Annotated in this window: 26 protein-coding genes; 15 read left to right on the forward strand and 11 right to left on the reverse strand. The window is 36.4% G+C overall.

Annotated elements, in window-relative coordinates:
- Positions 1–75 precede the first annotated feature (75 nt).
- From ACOI1C_RS05285 to ACOI1C_RS05295, 3 genes are read left to right on the forward strand one after another with little or no spacing between them, the layout of a single operon-like run.
- Entirely contained in the window at positions 76–777 is a 702-nt protein-coding gene (locus ACOI1C_RS05285) for a DnaD domain protein (RefSeq protein ID WP_422508703.1), read from the forward strand.
- Between the two features lie 19 nt (positions 778–796).
- Positions 797–1,447, forward strand: a complete 651-nt coding sequence (nth, locus tag ACOI1C_RS05290) for an endonuclease III (protein ID WP_422508705.1) — start codon at positions 797–799, stop codon at positions 1,445–1,447.
- A complete protein-coding gene (locus ACOI1C_RS05295) occupies positions 1,448–1,975 on the forward strand; it encodes a YpoC family protein (protein WP_422508707.1) in 528 nt (175 codons plus the stop codon). It abuts the gene before it with no gap.
- Between the two features lie 21 nt (positions 1,976–1,996).
- Here ACOI1C_RS05295 and ACOI1C_RS05300 read toward each other — a convergent pair whose 3' ends face one another.
- Both ACOI1C_RS05300 and recU read right to left on the reverse strand, forming a co-directional pair.
- Entirely contained in the window at positions 1,997–4,486 is a 2,490-nt protein-coding gene (locus ACOI1C_RS05300; RefSeq protein WP_422508709.1) for a PBP1A family penicillin-binding protein, read from the reverse strand.
- A gap of 37 nt (positions 4,487–4,523) precedes the next feature.
- Positions 4,524–5,135 (reverse strand): Holliday junction resolvase RecU, encoded by a 612-nt coding sequence (recU, locus tag ACOI1C_RS05305; protein ID WP_422508711.1) that lies wholly within the window; start codon positions 5,133–5,135, stop codon positions 4,524–4,526.
- 218 nt (positions 5,136–5,353) lie between these two features.
- Between recU and ACOI1C_RS05310 the strand changes: the two genes are divergently transcribed.
- Complete coding sequence (locus tag ACOI1C_RS05310) at positions 5,354–6,337, forward strand: DUF2515 family protein (RefSeq protein ID WP_422508713.1); 984 nt, start codon at positions 5,354–5,356, stop codon at positions 6,335–6,337.
- Here the strand turns inward: ACOI1C_RS05310 and ACOI1C_RS05315 are convergent.
- Positions 6,326–6,451 (reverse strand): hypothetical protein, encoded by a 126-nt coding sequence (locus ACOI1C_RS05315; RefSeq protein WP_422508715.1) that lies wholly within the window; start codon positions 6,449–6,451, stop codon positions 6,326–6,328. The two genes, ACOI1C_RS05310 and ACOI1C_RS05315, sit on opposite strands and share 12 nt — an antisense overlap.
- Before the next feature lie 528 nt (positions 6,452–6,979).
- On the opposite strand from ACOI1C_RS05315, the gene ACOI1C_RS05320 reads away from it, so the two are divergent.
- Both ACOI1C_RS05320 and ACOI1C_RS05325 read left to right on the forward strand, forming a co-directional pair.
- Entirely contained in the window at positions 6,980–7,207 is a 228-nt protein-coding gene (locus tag ACOI1C_RS05320) for a hypothetical protein (protein WP_422508717.1), read from the forward strand.
- Between the two features lie 63 nt (positions 7,208–7,270).
- Complete coding sequence (locus ACOI1C_RS05325) at positions 7,271–7,630, forward strand: YppE family protein (protein ID WP_422508719.1); 360 nt, start codon at positions 7,271–7,273, stop codon at positions 7,628–7,630.
- Between the two features lie 53 nt (positions 7,631–7,683).
- On the opposite strand, the gene ACOI1C_RS05330 is transcribed toward ACOI1C_RS05325, so the two are convergent.
- Complete coding sequence (locus ACOI1C_RS05330; RefSeq protein ID WP_422508721.1) at positions 7,684–7,857, reverse strand: hypothetical protein; 174 nt, start codon at positions 7,855–7,857, stop codon at positions 7,684–7,686.
- 75 nt (positions 7,858–7,932) lie between these two features.
- The gene (yppF, locus tag ACOI1C_RS05335; RefSeq protein ID WP_422508723.1) at positions 7,933–8,139 is read right to left on the reverse strand and encodes a YppF family protein; all 207 of its coding nucleotides are present in this window, start codon (positions 8,137–8,139) and stop codon (positions 7,933–7,935) included.
- 185 nt (positions 8,140–8,324) lie between these two features.
- On the opposite strand from yppF, the gene ACOI1C_RS05340 reads away from it, so the two are divergent.
- Both ACOI1C_RS05340 and ACOI1C_RS05345 read left to right on the forward strand, forming a co-directional pair.
- Positions 8,325–8,807: a YppG family protein gene (locus ACOI1C_RS05340; RefSeq protein ID WP_422508725.1), complete on the forward strand. Its 483-nt coding sequence runs from the start codon at positions 8,325–8,327 to the stop codon at positions 8,805–8,807.
- A gap of 137 nt (positions 8,808–8,944) precedes the next feature.
- Positions 8,945–10,204 carry an MFS transporter gene (locus ACOI1C_RS05345; RefSeq protein ID WP_422508727.1) on the forward strand — a complete coding sequence of 420 codons (1,260 nt, stop codon included), beginning with the start codon at positions 8,945–8,947 and terminating at the stop codon, positions 10,202–10,204.
- Here ACOI1C_RS05345 and ACOI1C_RS05350 read toward each other — a convergent pair.
- Positions 10,201–10,350: a hypothetical protein gene (locus ACOI1C_RS05350; RefSeq protein WP_422508729.1), complete on the reverse strand. Its 150-nt coding sequence runs from the start codon at positions 10,348–10,350 to the stop codon at positions 10,201–10,203. The two genes, ACOI1C_RS05345 and ACOI1C_RS05350, sit on opposite strands and share 4 nt — an antisense overlap.
- A 106-nt stretch (positions 10,351–10,456) precedes the next feature.
- Between ACOI1C_RS05350 and ACOI1C_RS05355 the strand changes: the two genes are divergently transcribed.
- On the forward strand, positions 10,457–10,645 hold the full coding sequence (locus tag ACOI1C_RS05355; RefSeq protein ID WP_422508731.1) for a YozQ family protein: 189 nt from the start codon (positions 10,457–10,459) through the stop codon (positions 10,643–10,645).
- A gap of 19 nt (positions 10,646–10,664) precedes the next feature.
- On the opposite strand, the gene ACOI1C_RS05360 is transcribed toward ACOI1C_RS05355, so the two are convergent.
- The 3 genes from ACOI1C_RS05360 to ACOI1C_RS05370 form a co-directional block, all read right to left on the reverse strand.
- The gene (locus ACOI1C_RS05360) at positions 10,665–11,243 is read right to left on the reverse strand and encodes a YitT family protein (protein WP_422508732.1); all 579 of its coding nucleotides are present in this window, start codon (positions 11,241–11,243) and stop codon (positions 10,665–10,667) included.
- Positions 11,244–11,346: 103 nt separating this feature from the next.
- Positions 11,347–11,598: a sporulation protein gene (locus tag ACOI1C_RS05365; RefSeq protein ID WP_422508734.1), complete on the reverse strand. Its 252-nt coding sequence runs from the start codon at positions 11,596–11,598 to the stop codon at positions 11,347–11,349.
- Positions 11,599–11,612: 14 nt separating this feature from the next.
- Positions 11,613–11,807, reverse strand: coding sequence for a hypothetical protein (locus ACOI1C_RS05370; protein WP_422508736.1), 195 nt, complete (start codon positions 11,805–11,807; stop codon positions 11,613–11,615).
- A 120-nt stretch (positions 11,808–11,927) separates the two neighbouring features.
- Between ACOI1C_RS05370 and ACOI1C_RS05375 the strand changes: the two genes are divergently transcribed.
- From ACOI1C_RS05375 to ACOI1C_RS05385, 3 genes are all read left to right on the forward strand, one after another.
- Positions 11,928–12,293: a hypothetical protein gene (locus tag ACOI1C_RS05375; RefSeq protein ID WP_422508738.1), complete on the forward strand. Its 366-nt coding sequence runs from the start codon at positions 11,928–11,930 to the stop codon at positions 12,291–12,293.
- 97 nt (positions 12,294–12,390) lie between these two features.
- Positions 12,391–13,515 (forward strand): phosphatidylglycerol lysyltransferase domain-containing protein, encoded by a 1,125-nt coding sequence (locus ACOI1C_RS05380; protein WP_422508739.1) that lies wholly within the window; start codon positions 12,391–12,393, stop codon positions 13,513–13,515.
- 152 nt (positions 13,516–13,667) lie between these two features.
- On the forward strand, positions 13,668–14,078 hold the full coding sequence (locus ACOI1C_RS05385) for a cytosolic protein (RefSeq protein ID WP_422508741.1): 411 nt from the start codon (positions 13,668–13,670) through the stop codon (positions 14,076–14,078).
- A 61-nt stretch (positions 14,079–14,139) separates the two neighbouring features.
- On the opposite strand, the gene ACOI1C_RS05390 is transcribed toward ACOI1C_RS05385, so the two are convergent.
- Entirely contained in the window at positions 14,140–14,433 is a 294-nt protein-coding gene (locus ACOI1C_RS05390) for a DUF6509 family protein (RefSeq protein ID WP_422508743.1), read from the reverse strand.
- Between the two features lie 124 nt (positions 14,434–14,557).
- Between ACOI1C_RS05390 and ACOI1C_RS05395 the strand changes: the two genes are divergently transcribed.
- On the forward strand, positions 14,558–14,737 hold the full coding sequence (locus tag ACOI1C_RS05395; RefSeq protein ID WP_422508745.1) for a hypothetical protein: 180 nt from the start codon (positions 14,558–14,560) through the stop codon (positions 14,735–14,737).
- Between the two features lie 149 nt (positions 14,738–14,886).
- Positions 14,887–16,215: an amino acid permease gene (locus ACOI1C_RS05400; RefSeq protein WP_422508747.1), complete on the forward strand. Its 1,329-nt coding sequence runs from the start codon at positions 14,887–14,889 to the stop codon at positions 16,213–16,215.
- A 13-nt stretch (positions 16,216–16,228) separates the two neighbouring features.
- Here the strand turns inward: ACOI1C_RS05400 and ACOI1C_RS05405 are convergent, their stop codons facing one another.
- Positions 16,229–16,852: a LysE family transporter gene (locus ACOI1C_RS05405; RefSeq protein ID WP_422508749.1), complete on the reverse strand. Its 624-nt coding sequence runs from the start codon at positions 16,850–16,852 to the stop codon at positions 16,229–16,231.
- A gap of 122 nt (positions 16,853–16,974) precedes the next feature.
- Between ACOI1C_RS05405 and ACOI1C_RS05410 the strand changes: the two genes are divergently transcribed.
- A complete protein-coding gene (locus tag ACOI1C_RS05410) occupies positions 16,975–17,628 on the forward strand; it encodes an MOSC domain-containing protein (RefSeq protein WP_422508751.1) in 654 nt (217 codons plus the stop codon).
- The last annotated feature ends 5 nt before the right edge of the window (positions 17,629–17,633 follow it).

A 17,633-nucleotide genomic window follows, 5' to 3' on the forward strand; every position in this document is an offset into this window, starting at 1 on the left:
AATTGCTCATGAGATGACTTAAACATGGTATACTTAGAAGTGAATTCTTACTTGAGTTCATGTGAGGTGAAAAGGATGAAAAAAGAAAAATTGATTGAATGGTATGAGCAAGGTAGTATTGCAATTCCTAAGCTTCTACTAAATAACTACGCGAAGCTAGGCCTAAATGAAAGTGAATTCATCTTACTACTTCAAGTTCATTCTTATATAGAAAGCGGAAATTCGTTTCCAACCCCAGACGAAATCGCAAGTAAGATGACGCTCTCGGTTAATACATGTTCCGAGTTATTACGTCGACTTCTTCAAAAAGGATTCTTAAAGATTGAAGACAATGAAAGTGAAGGAATTAGAGGTGAAAGATACTCTTTACAGCCACTATGGGAAAGAATTCTTTTGCTTTTCTTTCAGGAAACGAATGAAGAGGACAAGGTTGATAAAAGGAAGCTAGAGTCAAAATTGTATTCCTTATTTGAACAAGAATTTGGTAGAGCGTTATCTCCAATGGAAATTGAGACACTTTCTATTTGGCTTGACCAAGAAGACCATGATCCAATTCTCATTAAAGCGGCACTTCGTGAATCTGTTCTATCTGGCAAATTAAATTTCCGATATATTGATCGTATTTTATTTGATTGGAAGAAAAGTGGGATCAAATCAATTGAACAAGCGCAGCAGCAGGGGCAACGGGTTAGACAAAACCAAACGAAGCTTCGTCCAACACAGCCTCAAGCTAAAAAGAACGAAGCCAATCCATTTAGTTGGTTAGAACAAGAGTAATATATAAAGGATGAGTACTTTGTTAAACAAGCAACAAATTCGATTTTGTTTAGATAAAATGGGAGAAATGTTCCCAGATGCACACTGTGAGCTAAACCACTCAAATCCATTTGAACTTGTAATCGCCGTAAGTCTTTCGGCACAGTGTACAGATGTATTAGTTAATAAAGTAACAAAAACATTATTTGAGAAATATAAAACACCAGAGGATTACCTTGCTGTTTCGGAAGTTGAGCTTCAAAATGATATCCGATCAATTGGGTTGTTTCGAAATAAGGCAAAAAACATCCAGAAACTATCAAAGGTTTTACTTGAAGAATATAATGGTGTTGTCCCAAGTAATCGTGATGAGCTAACAAAGCTTGCTGGTGTGGGGAGGAAGACTGCAAACGTAGTTGTTTCTGTTGCTTTTGGTGAGCCAGCTATTGCAGTAGACACGCATGTTGAACGGGTTAGTAAGCGATTAGCCTTTTCTCGTTGGAAGGATTCGGTTCTTGAAGTTGAGAAAGCATTAATGAATAAAATTCGAAGAGAAGAATGGTCTGTTACACATCATCGACTTATCTTCTTTGGAAGATATCATTGTAAGGCTCAAAATCCGCAATGTGGAGAGTGTCCATTATTGGACATCTGCCGAGAAGGAAAGAAGAGAATGAAGGGTATTAGGTAAATGAATGGTATCCGGAGCGTAAAAATTCCTAACTCATTTAAGCATCCTCTTTTTTTCCGAAATGAAATCATTGAGATTTCTACAGATATAGTAAAAGACCTCATCTCTACTCCTTTTATATTTGATATAGAATTTGCTCTAGGAATAAAAGGTTATCAGCCCTGGCTCGATAGGGGAGTATCAGTGGGCCAATTAATAACGCACTGGGAAAAGAACCGAAGTGATCTGAAAGTATTATTTGATAAGAGGGATAAAACAAATGCAAGGCCTCTCATGGTTCAAAGTATTGCCCACTTCATTATGTATTTGTTTTGGGTAAATAAAAAACCTGTGCCTACCTTAGTAAGTTGGGAGAGTCATGTTACAGAGCTTTTCATAAAGCCAGTTAATTGTGCGGAAAGACTACTATATATTATCAGTTGTCCAGACCACTACCAATCACATATTCAGTTAACTCAGCTTTTTCAAGAATTGAATAAACAATTTCAAAAATCAATTGTAATCGAAAGAAAAAGCCCAAGATCTTGAGATCTTGGGTTTTTTCTCGTCTTAATCATCGTCGCCATTACCATTACCATTACCATTCCCATTTCCGTTCCCAGGATTTTCATCGTCCTGGTTGCCATCATCTTCACCCTCATCATCTGGAATGAGATCAATCTCATCTTCTAGTTTAGCGGGGACTTCTATGTTGACATCTAATGGGTCACTTCGATTTTCTGGATCATCGTCACGTATAACAATGACTCTAAACGTATATATCGCTTCTGGAATAGGATTTTGTACGATCAGTCCTAATTCCTTCACGGTCTGAAGTACTTCAAATGGTCCCTCATCAACTGAATATTGAACTTCGAATGAGACGCCTTCTCTCATCTCCTCAGGATAATTCCATTTCAGTGTAATTTCATTTTTCTCTAAGTTATACGTACTGTTCAATTCAGTAGGTGCTTGTAATTTTTGATACACATCTGACACTTCTTTTGGTTCTGTGCCTTTTATAAAATACTCTTTGACTTGTAGGTCATCTGGTGTAAATTTGCTTGGAAGCTTAGCTGGGTTAGATCCTTTTTCAATGGCTACTCGAATAACACTGTTAGGTTTTTCAAAATCTCCAGAATCTTTACCTTCTGAAACCTTTTGAAGAACGGATTTAAAGAGTTGCTTTGCTATAGCCTTTTCTTCTTTGCTTAGAATGTAGTTAAGTTCAGTTGTTTTTTCATATCCAGTCCAAACAGCAGCTGTATAGAGTGGGGTATATCCTGCAAACCAGATATCCTTAACGCCACCACTTTTTATATTATGTGCTTTTCGATCTTCCGCACTAAAATTGGTAGTACCCGTCTTACCTGCGATATTTAAACCAGAGATGTTAGCACTTCGACCTGTTCCAGAAGTTACAACAGATTTTAGCATATCGGTTACCATAAACGCTGTAGATTCTTTCATCGCGGCTACAGATTCTGGCTTAAGTTTAACTTCTCTATCGTCCATAAAGACCACTTTTGTTACTGTGTGTGGTTTATTGAAAATTCCCTTGTTTCCAAATGCGCTAAATGCCCCGGCTAAATTCATAGGTGAAGCACCGATGGAACCACCCCCAAGGGCGTCGGATTCGTTTATTGCATTTCCAACAGGCATTCCAAGGGCCAAAGCAAAGTCTCTTGACCGTTCAAGTCCAACCTCATGTAGTGTTTTTAATGCTGGAATATTTCTTGAATCCGCAAGTGCTTCGCGTATTGACATTTGTCCTTTAAACTTATTATCGTAGTTTTTTACCTGCTGACCAGTCGTATAACTGTAAGGTTCATCGACAATCTGATGATAAGTTGACCACTTTAAATGCTCAATCGCAGGGCCGTAATCTGTCACAGGCTTGATAGTGGAACCAGGCTGTCGTTCAATGGAGGTAGCGTAGTTAAATCCTGCAACCTCGAAGTTACGCCCACCTCCAATTGCACGAATTTCACCAGTTTTAGTATCTAATAACACCATCCCTGCTTGAAACTCCTCATTAGGGTATTGAATGATATCGTTCGTATTAAAAGCTTGCTCTACATATGTTTGCGCAGAAGGGTCTAAGGTCGTATAAATCTCTAAACCTGCGGTTGCAACATCTACATCTCCTAGTTCTTCTACTTCTTTTATTACTTGGTCGATGAAAGAATCATAAGGTCTTGGATCTTTTTGTGTTTGAGTAAGTGTACTCGAAACAGGAATGGCCATTGCGGCATCAGCATCAGCCTTTGAAATAAAATCATTCTTCGCCATTAAAGCCAGAACTGTATTTCGACGCTCTTCAGCAGCCTCAGGATGTTCAAATGGATTATAGTTATTTGGACTTTGTGGCATTCCTGCTATTAAGGCTATTTCATGAAGTTCTAATTCATGAAGCTCTTTCCCGTAATAAGCTTCTGAAGCAGAAGCAACACCATATAATTGACCGGAAGATGGAACGCTCGAAAGATATATTTTATTTACATACATTTCAAAAATTTGTTTCTTAGAATATTTCTGTTCAAGTCGAATGGCCAGCCATTGTTCTTGAACCTTACGTTTAATTGTTTTCTCAGGTGATAAGAAAGAGTTTTTTATCACCTGTTGGGTAATGGTACTAGCTCCTTCTGCGCCAAATCCTTCTTGAACGTTGGCAATAACTGCACCTACTAAGCGTCGTAAATCAACTCCGTTATGTTGATAAAAACGAATATCCTCGACTGCTAAAAAGGCATTTTCCATCGTTTTAGGAATGTCATGATATTTGACATAAGTTCGCTTTTCTACACCGATCTCCGCTATTTTTTCACCATTCATATCAAATACTTTTGAAGACACAGGGTCTTTTAATAATGCTTCATCTATAGGTGGAGCACCCTTAACAAGTGCAAAGAATGTAACAGCACCTACTAGCATTAAGATAATACCTAATATAAAGAATGCTATAATGACCTTTTTTAATAAAGAACTCGCAGAACTTTTTGGTTTCTTGTTAATTTTCTTAGATTCTTTATGTGCTGCTCTCGTTCGATTTTCTGACATACGTTTTTCCTGCCTTTCAACATAAAACTATTCTACGTTAGTTACCATTAAAATAAAGTCGGTCAATAATTGAAATGTAGTTTATACGTGCCTGATAGCCTAATGGGATAATAAAACCGACTTCTTGAACCTCCTGTTTTGTCACAGATTTCCGGCCTCCATTAAGGTGGCGATGCCAAAAACCTAAAAGATGAGAGGCGTCTAGATAATAAATTTCTTCTAAAGCTGTGAAGCATAATATAACAAAACATATGCCATCTTGAGTTAGAACCTGTTGCATATGATCGATTTGATGCTGATGAAAATTCTGAAGTGGAAATGAAGTATTGTTTTTAGTTTCCTTTGCTTCAAAATCAATATACCTACCCTTATAAATTCCATTATAGTCTGTAGTAGAAGCTTGTTTAAAGTAGGCTTCCCTTATGACTGCGGCACTTCTGCTCGGATAATCAACCTTGACAATTTGAACAGGTGTTGGTTTTTTGTGAATAACAGCAATTTGCCTCTCTAAATAATAAGTATTCGTAGCGTTCAGATCTTCTTCGAGGGTCATACCACGATTACTGTATGAATTTTTTTTCTCTGATTCTGATTTGTTTCCCGAAATACTTGCTTGATAAACTTTTCCATTTGGATAACGAACTGACATGAAAACTCCTCCTAATGAGGCACTTATAATAGACGAATGATGGAACTTTAAGTTACAACAAACTGATAATTTTCTCTTATGTACCTTGTCAATCAATCTAAATCATATGTTCATCCTACTAGGTATCATACCAAAAAATGAACAGAAAGGGTTGTGAAAACTACTAATGATTCTTTTTGGTTCTAATTGCAAAGGCTATAATTGAGGTGATAAGTATTGTGAATGAAGTAAATAAGAAACTCTCTACAGATGATTGTAACATCTTAAATGAAATTCAATCATTAACTGTTTTATATAATAAAGACAACCTAACACGGACCGAAGCTTACTTTCGTTTTTATGAAAAACATCCTGAAATCAGGTGGTCTTTTTTAGCTAGTATGGTGTCTAGAAATGCTGGATGGAATATGTGTGATTTAGAAGGGGATTGGTTTCCTAAGGTACTTTCAAAAGAATTACGACATCGATTGTTTATGACATATGAAAGAGCTAACTGGCTTATTTTTTCTGATGCCTTCCCGCAACTCTGTCTTTATGAACGATCTAAGTTTGAGAATAGAGATTTATCTTACTTGCTTCCATATCTTCATGTTTCAACTTTTATGCAAGATGCATGGAGACATTTCTATAAAAACAAGGAGAAGCAACTCTTACTATTTTCTCTGATAATCAATGAGCAAAACTTAATTCAACGCCCTGTAATTGATCATCCTTTATATCGTAAAAAGGTATTCAAGACATGGTTGTTTCTTTTGCAGGATTGGTTTCATTTTAGTTCCGTTTTATTCCCAACAAGATCAGGTCAATTATATGGTTGTTCTGTTCATGATTTCCGAAAAATGACTTGTCGAATTGATTTAGGTAAAAAATTAGCTGAAATTTTATTTCATCCAATGCTTTACCAGAAATTCCTTGATTTTTCAAAGTCAGTTTCACACACTGGTTCAAGGCATGACTACGAACAATTTGTTTATCAAAATAAGGAGAAGGATACACCCTTTTTGAGCGAGGCATTCCCAATTATTTCTCATCATAGGCAAGATTATATTGGATGGAGCTGCACGGGAAAAGAGCTAGAAGTCTGGATCAAGCCAACTAAGGTACCTAAGAAAATTTTAATTAGCAAATGGTATTCAAAGAAACAAAAGCAGATTCATACAGGAATAGCCTTAGAAGCCTTCATAAAACGCTTATTTACATAAAAAAAGCAAGGAGATTCCCTTGCTCATTATAAGAGGGTGTTCAAAAAGTCCGGCAAAAATAGCTTCAAATTTCTTCGTCAGCTCGTCTCTCCGCTCCTCACGTATACAAAACATACGCTCCGGTGCTCAAGACTTCGCTTCCTCGAACTTCTTTGCTCTTTTTGTCCTCCTTTTTGAACAGACTCTATAAGTAACTTAGTTTCTAATTGAAGATATTTCTTTGCTGCACCTCCCAGTGCCTCGAGATGAAATAACCTGAAGCAAAAAAAGAGATGCTGCACCTTTTCTCCACTACAGAACATTGCATTCGGGGCTAAGAGGGGCAGTTCTGCTTTTCTAAGTAGAAGGTCGATTCTGGCCTTCTGTTTTTTTGTTTCCGAAGCCTACCTTTGCTTCTTCCTGATTCTTATCTCGATTTGCTTTTTCATTTTTTTTCTTTGACATGGTCAGCACCTCCTTATTAGTAGTAGTCTTCACATCATGACATTTTTCATTCTTCGTTCAAACTTGCTGTCGATTCTGATCTGTTCGAGGCGAATAACACTTTCTTTGCCGAATAGACACTAGTTTTGTCATGTTTGAAGGGACTTGGAAAGATAAATGGAATAAGTTATCAAATGATTTTTCAATGGAGGAATTTCAATGAATAGAGTAGTGTCCATTAATGAAATCGAACATGCTTTTGATAATCTGTTACACACAATTAATCGAATTGAAGAAAAAATAGAGTCACAGACAGAAATTGAAATCAATGAAATGAGAATTGCACAGCTTGAAAAAATAAGTTATTTGAACGCAAGTCTAACTCATGTTGTTTCTCGTACAAAAGGGGTATCAGGTTCACCATTTCAATTAGTCCTTGTAAGGTAATTGTTGAATCTATTTTGAAAGAGAGGTATCATATCAATAAACTTCACAGTTAGGTGATGAAAAATGGATCATGAACTTCTTCATAAAGAAACATCCACTTTATTGCAATACAATCAAGAATTACAGAATATTTATTTAGAGGTTATTGATAAAGGTCAGCCAGCTGACTTTTTTTCAATCGTGAAGCCATTTGCTGATAAAGTGAAAGTAGTATTAGATCGTTGGGAGGAAAGTGCTCTCAAATGGGTGAAAACAGATAAACCGAAGTATTTTCATCGGCAACAAATTGATAACATGGTTGAAAATATAACAACCGTTTCTGTTCAAGCCTTTTTCCCTGACACAAAGGGGAAGCGTTTTAAGGAGTTAATCAGGTCTAATCAGTATACACTTGAAAATATCTTACAGCTCTTGCAAAAATAGAGTAGGGTGACGAACTCAAAAAAACTAAAAAAAGAGCCACAAGGGCTCTTTTTTTAGTCCAAATCTTTTGTTACTTCAATGGTCACCGCACGATCGCCTTCATTTGCAACAGGCTCTATAATATACTCTACGTTTTCAGTATGCTTCGGTTCTACTTGGTTAGAACGTTGCGATAATTCTCGGTCTTGACCTTGCGTTTTATGATTGAATGATTTTCCTCTACCCATGGTACTCACTCCTTAATTTTAGTTACACTCATTAATGTGTATGATTAAGGGTGAAATTACGTAAGGTAACTTTTGTCATGAGAAAGTTGTGAATTCTTGAACCTGACCTTCGGGACTGTAGCTTTTATCAACTTCTAGTACCTTTACTAGATCACGGTATTGGGTGATTGTTAAATCTTCACGTACATAAGATAATTTGGCGAAATTAAGGAGTTCTAGATTGTCTAAAGGTTCTTGTTTATTAACAGCAATAAACCTGTTTCGTAAATCTACTACATTCATGTAAGCAAGCCCCCTAACATTAATTTGTAATTATCTTATCATGGAATACAAGTTTTCTCCGTAATTAAAATATTGAAACTTCCGACAATTTACTACAAAAAATTATCATTTACAGCTTTCACATTATATAGTGTTAATCATAAACTACTACAAACAAGACATTCACCTAGGAGGAGGAGCAACAGATGTTTGGCCTTAAACAAAAAAGGAGAATGGTTCGAAATCCATTTATGGGTCAAAGTCCCTATTTCCCATACCAAAATAACCCATACAATCAATCATTTAATCCTCAGAATATGTATAACACTTCATACATGATGCCTAACCAACCATACATTAATCCGTCCAATATCCAGCAGCAGCCTTATGTAAATGCAACCAATTTCCACCAGCAACCATACGTCAATCCATCCCAAGTTCAACAGCAACCTTATGTAAACCAACAACAAGGATTCGTGCCTTTTCAAATGCCTTATCCAAATCAAAAAGTGAAAACTCCTCAGATTCAACCCGGTGGGGTCCAATCCATCATGAAACAATTTAAGACAAAAGAAGGTGGATATGACGTAAACAAAATGATGAATACAGCAGGGCAAATGATGAGTACTATGAATCAAATCGGTGGGATGGTAAAGCAAGTGGGGTCCATGTTTAAAGTGAAGGTTTAGAAATGAGTAGTGAAAGCTACTCATTTTTTTATGGGATGAAAAAAATTAAGTATTGCAAGTTCTGTGATTCAGGAGTAAAATCCTTCTTGAAAGTATTTCGGATTACGAATAATTTAAGAAGGATGAGGAACTTTTCTATGAGCTATTCAAAGGGAGCAATCAAGCGAAATGAGCGATTAAGTATTTGGAATGGTGGAGCGTCTATTATCTCACAGAGCTTAATTACAGGATTCATTCCTTTATTCGCCATTCAGGTATTAGGAGCTTCCAATTTTCAAATAGGGTTGATAAGCTCCATGCCATCCTTTATGACCATGCTTGCGATGATCCCAGGAGCTATTTGGATTAATCGATTAGAGTTGAAAAAGGCCTTCACAGCCTATACGATTTTTGCTGCGAGATTCGGTTTATTACTAATCTGTTTAATTCCCTTTATGCCCTATACAAACCATGCATGGATTCTTGTAGCGATTATTGGGATACTAAATTTCCCGAATGCCTTGGCAACATTGTCCTGGCAATCATTTATCGGTGATTTAATTCCAGATGAGCGAAGAGCAAGTTTTTTTAGTGTGAGAAGTCAAATTTTAACAATCGTGGGAATGGTTACAACCTTTGCCGTGGGTTTTTCTCTAAATGTTTTTGAAAAAAGTAATCCAATTCCTTATCAGTGGATCTTCTTGATCGGGTTCTTGTTTGGAATTCTTGAGGTCTACTATTTAATGCGTCATACTGAAGTGAAAAAAGTAAATAAAAACCAAAAGAAATCAAATTTAAAGCTTGCAACGGCCATGTTTAGTCATAAGCCCTATTTACATTTTCTTGTTTGTGCCATCATTTTTAATTTTGGTTGGCAAATGGCATGGCCTTTATTTAACATATATCAAATTAATGACGCACATGCTACTGCAATTTGGATTAGTGTTTTTACTATTGCGAACCAGGTTTCTCAAATCATTAGCTATAAGTGGTGGGGTAGATTTTCAGATCGATTTGGTAATACAATGATGCTATTTATCGCATCTATTGGGATTGGAACAGCACCATTTTTAACTATTTTATCTACCAATTTATACTATTTAACGGCTGTTAATCTTTGGACAGGTGCTTTTGTTGCTGGAACAGTCATGCTTTTATTTAATCAATTGTTACGAGTATCACCCGCAGAGAATCGAACAACATTTCTAGCAAATTATAATTTATTAATTGCAACAATAGGCTGTATTGCTCCACAAGTAGGTGTATTAATTCTTGAGTGGCAAGGCATCCAGACTGCAATGACCCTCTCAACTGCTATAAGGTGGATTGGTGCATTCTCCTTCTTGCTAGTGTTTTATGTAGAGTACACGTCAAAGCAAAAAGAAAAGGCTTTAGAAAGCCCTTTAGCGATGCATTAATCTTGATTTTTCCGCTGAACATATCGCTCACCAAGTAATGCGAACACTTCATTATAGGAAAGCCCAGATTGTGCATTCAGTTTTTTAACTTCTCCTACATCTGTATGACTAAACTGTTTTGTTGAGATATTCGGTTTTTTCTCCAAATTTAAACCACCTCCTTTAGGGAGGATGCCCGAAAAACATAATGAATATTTTTTTCTCATGAGACAAAGTCTAAACAAAGAAACATGAGAAAAGGTGTGATAAATAATGGATGAAAAGAAAAGTATAGCAGGGAAGCAATATAATCCAGCCTTTTATGAGAGTTCATCAGAAGTAGAAAAAGGGCTAGCGATTACACATGAGCAGGCGAGTGATACGTATATGGTAGGAACCATTGACGGAGAAACACAAGATTCACATGATCATTCTACCGATATTACACGTAAACAAAAATGACGCCAAGGCTATCTTGGCGTTATTCTTTCGTATAAGAAAAGGTGCAAAAAGTTGTGAAAAATCCTACAGTACTAACTGCTAACAATGAATATAGGAGAGAGGCATCCTCTATTAGTAGATTACCTGTCATTATGATAGAGAAGTCAAACACCAAAATAATAACTCCTACATTTATAGGGATGATTGTGGAAAAAAACTGTGCCAATAAGTCAAATCCTCCGGTACTTGTTTGATACCTTAGCATGAGTCCAATCCCAATCCCAATTAAAGTACCGCCGATGAGGGCACTCCAATAAACAGGTATTTCAAATACATGCAAGGGGTTCAATAAATCGATGAAAAAAGAGGATAAGAGTAAGCCATGGATGCTATTAAAAAAGAAGGGGCGGTTGAAAATATACGTGAAAATATAGATAGGTATGCTCAATAAAAGTATCGTTAGCCCAGTTTCAAAACCCCACTTGTATTTTGCGATCAGTCCAAGACCGATCATTCCACCCTCGAGCAAGTGATGAGGAATGATAAAGGCGTTCACCCCAATTCCAATCAATAAACTCCCAATGACAACGGCTAATACCCTGTCAAACAATTTAATCATCTCCTGTAGGTTGTCTCTAAAAGAGTATATGTACAGGCTGCATTTGAAAGAACTTATCCGAATTATCAAAGAAAAAACCACCTTTTAGGTGGTAAATTGACAATTAAATAATTAATTCGTACACATGTTTTAGTTCTGACATTCGTGTGTAATCCTGTTCATCTAATGCATGCTGTATCTCCTGTGGCAAGATCGCATTTAAAAAATGGGCTTCGTCCTCATCCAAATTTCTTACGAAGGAAAGCTCATCATGGTTCTCGGTTGCCATAAGCTTTTTATATACTTGCTTGGACAGAGGATGCTCATCCGTATAATTAGAGACGATCTCCCTTAAATAAGCCAACGTTTTATCCATCTCATTCAACTCCGTTATGATTTTCCGAAATACTCATTCAACTTTTTTTTATCTGTAGATGTATTTTCCTTTGAGTAATAGGGGTTTCCCTCTTCAGGGCTTTCAGGATCAAGATTTGTTTTGATTGCAAATGTGGGTTCCTGTGTTGGTTTTGCAATTACTCTGTCTGATAAGGAATCAAAGTCTGGCATGTTTTGTTTTTCTAACATCTGACGTCACCTCCATATATATCTTTGGTTTTGGAGAAAGAATCTATTCTTACTCTTTTGTTACATTAACCAAGCGTTTACACATAGATTGATAATGGAATCAAAAAAGGAGGAGACATGATGTTATCATTAAGAAATTACCAATATTTTGGTGGACACTCGTCACAAAATAAGGTTGAAGATAGAAAACGTGAATTACCGAATGTAGATGTGACACTGTTCAATGAATCTGCTGTTGCGTTTAAACATCTTATGAGAGATGCCTCGACTGTTTTAGATCGCTTAGCTGATCATAAGGATTTTGCTTCAGAGGTCATGGCTGCTGCACAAGGTTCTGATACGGCAAAGGTTGAACATCTGATTGAGTCGACTGGAATCAAATCTATTGTTGAACCCACGTTTAATCCAGACGGATTAACGATGGTGTTTCATGCAAAGGTTCAAGACACTGATTGTTGTAAGCTCACAATGACATTAAGATGGTGAGCTTATGTAATTTCTAAATTTTCCTACTAAATCATTCTCCTTTTTGTCGTTTGAATATGGTATGGTATAGAAGGAATTTTAATATATGGAGGACCTCATGGCTACGCTTTTTATTGCAATTTTCTTACTATTATCTTTATTACTAATCTTATATGTTCCAATAAAGCTTAAAGCTCACTCCAAGAAGGTCTTGTTGCACAATACATGCTTAATTGAGTTATTTAGTTTTGTAACGAACCACGGTGGTCACTTTTTGTCTCATTTAATGTTTCTTAATGATAAGTATGGATACTGGGCCGTGAACAAATCCGTTTATTTTAGCTTTCAAAAAATTTCGGGAAGGGTCATCGTGCTTGGCGATCCAATCGGGAACAAGCATTTATTTTCTCTTGCCTTGGAAGAGTTACAAGAAAAATGTAAGACACATCATGTAAAGCAACCGATCTATTACCAAATTTCTTCTAAATATAAATACATGTATGAAGCCTTAAACTATCGAATCATTAAAATTGGCGAAGAAGCAAAAGTTTCCTTAACAGGTTTTAATCTCGAAGGGAAAAAAAGAGGAAAGCTCAGAACAAGTCTGAAGAGATTTGATCGGGAGGGAATCTATTTTAACGTAGTTCTCCCACCTTATTCAGAAGAATTTCTTCAAGAAATTAAAAAAGTTTCAGATGTTTGGCTCGGTAATAGAAGTGAAAAGGGATTCTCAGTCAGCTTTTTCGACATGGAGTATATCTCTCGTTTCCCTATTGGGGTTTTGGTTGATCCCAATATGCAAATTGTTGCATTTGCAACACTACCTAGTTATCACCATGAACAGGAAAAAACAATTCACATTGATCTTATGAGATATATCCCTACAAGTCCTAATGGAACGATGGACGTATTATTTACATCGATTTTCATGTGGGCAAAGGAAAACGGGTATCATTATTGCAGTTTAGGAATGGCACCGCTTGCTAATGTTGGCTCGGATGGAAATCCAAAATCATTGTATGAATGGTCAGCGAGACTCATGTATTTATATGGTGAAAAATTTTATAAATTTAAAGGTTTAAAGAAATATAAAGAAAAATTTGCAACCGACTGGGAGCCTCGTTACATTGCCTACAAGAAAACAACATTAATCGGGGTTCTATTTAGGATTATTATCTTGATTCATTTGAGGTCTGAAAACCTTGGTAAATTCGGGTTAAATTTACTTAAGAAGGCAAGTTAATGGAAGGCAACCAGCTTAGGTTGTCTTTTTTTGTCATACATAGGGATATGTAAAGGTATATTTATGTAAAGTTAGGAGGGTTCATTAGATTTACAGAATGTTTTCATGTAAACTATGGAAGGATACTATAAAGTTTAAGTGGAGGGAATTTAATGAAAGCATTTAATGTGACATTTCATAAGGAAGATCAAGTAAAGCCAATGGAAGTAAAAAAGTTAACTGAAGAGGATTTTCATTTAGTAACAGCAGGAGGAACTAGACATTTATTTGAATTGGACACAAATGTTGGGTTTTTTGTCTATTTTGACTCAGAAGATGAGGCTGGTAATGAGCATTATCTTGTTTTACATTACGAAGAAGGTCAAGAAGATCCGATTGCTTGCTATGAGTTTGAATTAAAGGATTTTTACCAGTTTAGCGCTCTTTATTTGAATGACTTAGAATTCAATGAAGAGATTGACGAAGAAGAGGAAGAGGCAGAAGAACAGGAATACACGCCTATTCATCATTTAGCACATTTAATGTACCATATTGCCGAAGATGGAAACAAAGTAGAGCAATAATCATTTATGAACCAAGAAACTCCCGCCAGAATAAAGGCGGGAGTTTCTTGGTACTATGTCTTTATTTTGGAGCAGGAATATTTCCTTCACAAAATTCAAACACGAGTTTTTCTTCATCTTCATCAAGTTCAAATTCTAGATATTGTTCACTTGACTGACCATGAAACGAATACTGAGAGATTTTCTTGACGTCATCTTCTACCTTAAAGATCACTCTTAGGTAGACACCATTCTCTGTATAGAGCTCATCTTCTTCATCCACCAATAGAAATAACTTAAATTCATATCGGTCTCCTGTGAGCATACCGAATGGATCTCCGAGTTTTTCAACAGAATATTCATTAATTTTAAACATCATATCACCTTTATTTTTTCATATTTACTGTTTATACTATCTATATTAGTATACACTGAAGGAACAATAGATTAAACAAATAAAACTTCTACGTGTCTAAAAAATAGTAAAAGGAGCAAAAATGATGACAACTGACAAAAAGAAAATTAGCTTGCAAGATGCAATTAAGCAGCAGTTAGCAAATAAAAAACAAAATATCGAGAACGGCAAAGCCAATAATAATGATGCGAATTCTTCTTCTCAAAAAATGAAGAGCCAATTTACTAAAAAACCTAATAATCAACGAAGAAAAACAGGGGCATAATTAATTAAAAAAAGATCCAGATTGGATCTTTTTTTATTTTGAAGAAATATCCATGTCTTGTTATGAATATGAACCAATCAACGAAGTGAATAATACCCATGTATTTACATAATGAAATAGAATTGTGCAAGATAGATGGGGGAAGAAAAATGAGTAAGAAAAGTAAATCTAAAAAAGGGAATTTGAAATGGTGGCAGCTTTCTCTCTTAGGAGTTGCAAGTATTATCGGTACAGGTTTTTTTCTTGGATCAAGCCTCGCAATAAAAACGAGTGGACCTTCTATTTTAATCGCATTCCTCATTGCTGCCCTCGGAACCTATATTGTGTTTAATGCCCTCGCACGTATGACCGCGGATCATCCAGAGAAAGGCTCATTCCGTTCCTATGCGAAGAAAGCTTTCGGACGTTGGGCCGGTTTTAGCAATGGCTGGGTGTATTGGTCATCAGAAGTCTTGATAATGGGGAGCCAATTAACAGCACTCGGACTTTTTACAAGATTCTGGTTTGAAAAATTACCACTATGGATGCTAACGTCCGTTTATGCAGCTCTTGGCATTCTCGTTCTGTTATTAGGGGTAAGTAGCTTTCAAAAAATAGAAAATATACTCGCTGTTTTAAAAGTGGCGGCAATTTTAATGTTTATCATCATCGCATGTGCAGCTTTATTTGGTTTCATTGATGGAAAAAAAGAAGTAAGCCTAACTAAAGCATACGGAAGTATTTTTCCTAATGGGGTTAAAGGACTTTGGACGGCTCTAATCTATGCCTTTTATGCTTTTGGGGGTATTGAAGTGATGGGAATTATGGCCATGGATTTAAAGAACCCAAAAGATGCACCAAAGTCAGGAAAGATCATGCTACTGATCCTGGCTACCATTTATGTTCTTTCATTGGGCCTTGCCATTACACTATTAAATTGGGACAAGTTTTCGACGAAACAAAGTCCATTTATAGCGGCGTTAGAGGGATACAACTTACCATTTATTCCTCATATTTTTAATGCCGTGTTAATCATTGGAGGATTTTCAACCATGGTAGCAGCCCTGTATGCCGTTACAAACATGATTGTTACTTTATCTGAAGAAGGAGATGCACCTGCTGTCTTTCAAAAAAAGAAGGGAAAACGTGAGCTCCCTATACCAGCTCTGTGCTTATCCACAGGAGCTCTCATCTTCTCAATTGTCGTTTCCTTGTTGTTACCTGATAAACTCTATGAGTACATCACAACAGCAGCAGGACTCATGCTTTTATACACATGGATGTTTATCCTCTTGTCATTCCGTAAACTAATGAAATTAACCACAAGCGAAAAGGTACTAGGTTTTGTAGGGATTTTGCTCATTTTACTCGCTGTAAGTGGAACAATATTCGAAAAGACGAGCCGAATTGGCTTCTTTGTATCGCTCCTGTTTTTAGTCGTAATTGGTTTTGTCACCTTATTGATGAAAAAGAAATGGAAACAAGAAACTGCAACATAAAGAAGGTCCTGTGTTAAAACAAAAGATAGAATGCTTGGAGACCAAAGTAAATACCAAACCCGATTAATGATAATCCAGATGTAACAGAAATCGCTTTTAACACACCTGTAGTTAGGACTCTTCTAAATATACTAGCCACTGCGGCCATTGTGAAATCCCATAATAATAAACCAATGATAATGGCACTGCTGTAGAGCAAAAGTTGATCAGTGGAAAAGGCAGTGGCAGTTTTTGCTAAAATAGAACCGTAAATACCTAGCCAAAAAAGAATTGTCAACGGATTAGAAAGGGACATGAAGAACCCTGTCAGGAATGTTTTTAAATAGGATTCATTACTTTCTTTTTTTGAAGTACCAATTTGTTCAGCACTAATGATCCCTTCTATTCCAGTATAAACTAATACAAAAAATCCAAATAGCCATAAAAATGCCTTAACCATTGGGATTTCAATAAAGTGAACCATTCCAAAGTAGACTGCACACATATAAACAATATCAGCTACTACAGAACCTAACCCAATTAACCAAGCATGAAAAAATCCGCTTTTAAGCCCTCTGTCTAACTGGGCAGCATTAATGGGACCAATCGGTGCTGCTAATGATAATCCTAAAAAAATATAGCTAACAAAGATACTCACTTGATTCACCACTCCTACTTCTGTTGTATAATTTAGGTAACCTAATTCAAATGTATTCAAAGCGTGTAGGTTGTACTACATAAAAATGGACATGTTATTTATAAATCTTGGGAGGGTTGTATTTGAAGGAATTCAAGATTATATCGTTAAACATTGGTATGCCGAAAAAATTAAAAATTGGAGATAAAGAGTACATTTCTGGGGTAGGGAAAGAGCCCGTAGAAAAGGCATTTCTCTCAAAAGAAGGATTTACTAACGATGGGGTGCAGCTTACGAAGGTGCATGGTGGTCCAGACAGGGCAGTCTTATTTTATTGCTCGGATCATTATGAAACTTGGAATGAAGAGTTCGGTAAAGAGTTGCTAATACCAGGTTTTGGTGAAAACATTACAATTTCAGGGTTACCCGAGACTGAAGTATATATAGGGGACGTTTTCCAAGTAGGAGAGGCCGTTGTTGAAATTTCACAGCCAAGAAATCCTTGTAATACATTATCCAAGTACAACGATGAAGACGACCTACTAAGCAAAATGATCGAGAAAGGTTTCACCGGTTATTTAGGCAGGGTAGTGCAAGAAGGTTTGATTCAAGTAGACTCATCCGTTTCATTATTAGAACGTAAAATGAATTCTGTCTCCGTTTCCTATTCAAATGAAGTCTACTTCCATGATCGAAACAATGTAGAGGGAATTAAAAAGCTCCTCGATGTGGAGGAGCTTTCAGATGCATGGCGAGATACGTTAACGAAGCGATTACAGACTTTAGAAACAAACTAAAAGGC

Source organism: Bacillus sp. DJP31 (assembly GCF_049310945.1).
Classification (GTDB): Bacteria; Bacillota; Bacilli; order Bacillales; family SA4; genus Bacillus_BS.

Bases quoted from the DNA above. Each gene is read 5' to 3' on its own strand.
- ACOI1C_RS05390 (WP_422508743.1), bottom strand. From the start codon at position 14,433: ATGTTTAAAATTAATGAATATTCTGTTGAAAAACTCGGAGATCCATTC.
- ACOI1C_RS05285 (WP_422508703.1), top strand. From the start codon at position 76: ATGAAAAAAGAAAAATTGATTGAATGGTATGAGCAAGGTAGTATTGCA.
- ACOI1C_RS05385 (WP_422508741.1), top strand. From the start codon at position 13,668: ATGAAAGCATTTAATGTGACATTTCATAAGGAAGATCAAGTAAAGCCA.
- ACOI1C_RS05330 (WP_422508721.1), bottom strand. From the start codon at position 7,857: ATGGGTAGAGGAAAATCATTCAATCATAAAACGCAAGGTCAAGACCGA.
- ACOI1C_RS05400 (WP_422508747.1), top strand. From the start codon at position 14,887: ATGAGTAAGAAAAGTAAATCTAAAAAAGGGAATTTGAAATGGTGGCAG.
- ACOI1C_RS05355 (WP_422508731.1), top strand. From the start codon at position 10,457: ATGGATGAAAAGAAAAGTATAGCAGGGAAGCAATATAATCCAGCCTTT.
- ACOI1C_RS05325 (WP_422508719.1), top strand. From the start codon at position 7,271: ATGGATCATGAACTTCTTCATAAAGAAACATCCACTTTATTGCAATAC.
- ACOI1C_RS05380 (WP_422508739.1), top strand. From the start codon at position 12,391: ATGGCTACGCTTTTTATTGCAATTTTCTTACTATTATCTTTATTACTA.
- ACOI1C_RS05320 (WP_422508717.1), top strand. From the start codon at position 6,980: ATGAATAGAGTAGTGTCCATTAATGAAATCGAACATGCTTTTGATAAT.
- ACOI1C_RS05360 (WP_422508732.1), bottom strand. From the start codon at position 11,243: ATGATTAAATTGTTTGACAGGGTATTAGCCGTTGTCATTGGGAGTTTA.
- ACOI1C_RS05295 (WP_422508707.1), top strand. From the start codon at position 1,448: ATGAATGGTATCCGGAGCGTAAAAATTCCTAACTCATTTAAGCATCCT.
- ACOI1C_RS05315 (WP_422508715.1), bottom strand. From the start codon at position 6,451: ATGTTTTGTATACGTGAGGAGCGGAGAGACGAGCTGACGAAGAAATTT.
- ACOI1C_RS05375 (WP_422508738.1), top strand. From the start codon at position 11,928: ATGTTATCATTAAGAAATTACCAATATTTTGGTGGACACTCGTCACAA.
- ACOI1C_RS05300 (WP_422508709.1), bottom strand. From the start codon at position 4,486: ATGTCAGAAAATCGAACGAGAGCAGCACATAAAGAATCTAAGAAAATT.
- ACOI1C_RS05395 (WP_422508745.1), top strand. From the start codon at position 14,558: ATGACAACTGACAAAAAGAAAATTAGCTTGCAAGATGCAATTAAGCAG.
- ACOI1C_RS05365 (WP_422508734.1), bottom strand. From the start codon at position 11,598: ATGGATAAAACGTTGGCTTATTTAAGGGAGATCGTCTCTAATTATACG.
- yppF (WP_422508723.1), bottom strand. From the start codon at position 8,139: ATGAATGTAGTAGATTTACGAAACAGGTTTATTGCTGTTAATAAACAA.
- recU (WP_422508711.1), bottom strand. From the start codon at position 5,135: ATGTCAGTTCGTTATCCAAATGGAAAAGTTTATCAAGCAAGTATTTCG.
- ACOI1C_RS05370 (WP_422508736.1), bottom strand. From the start codon at position 11,807: ATGTTAGAAAAACAAAACATGCCAGACTTTGATTCCTTATCAGACAGA.
- ACOI1C_RS05345 (WP_422508727.1), top strand. From the start codon at position 8,945: ATGAGCTATTCAAAGGGAGCAATCAAGCGAAATGAGCGATTAAGTATT.
- ACOI1C_RS05340 (WP_422508725.1), top strand. From the start codon at position 8,325: ATGTTTGGCCTTAAACAAAAAAGGAGAATGGTTCGAAATCCATTTATG.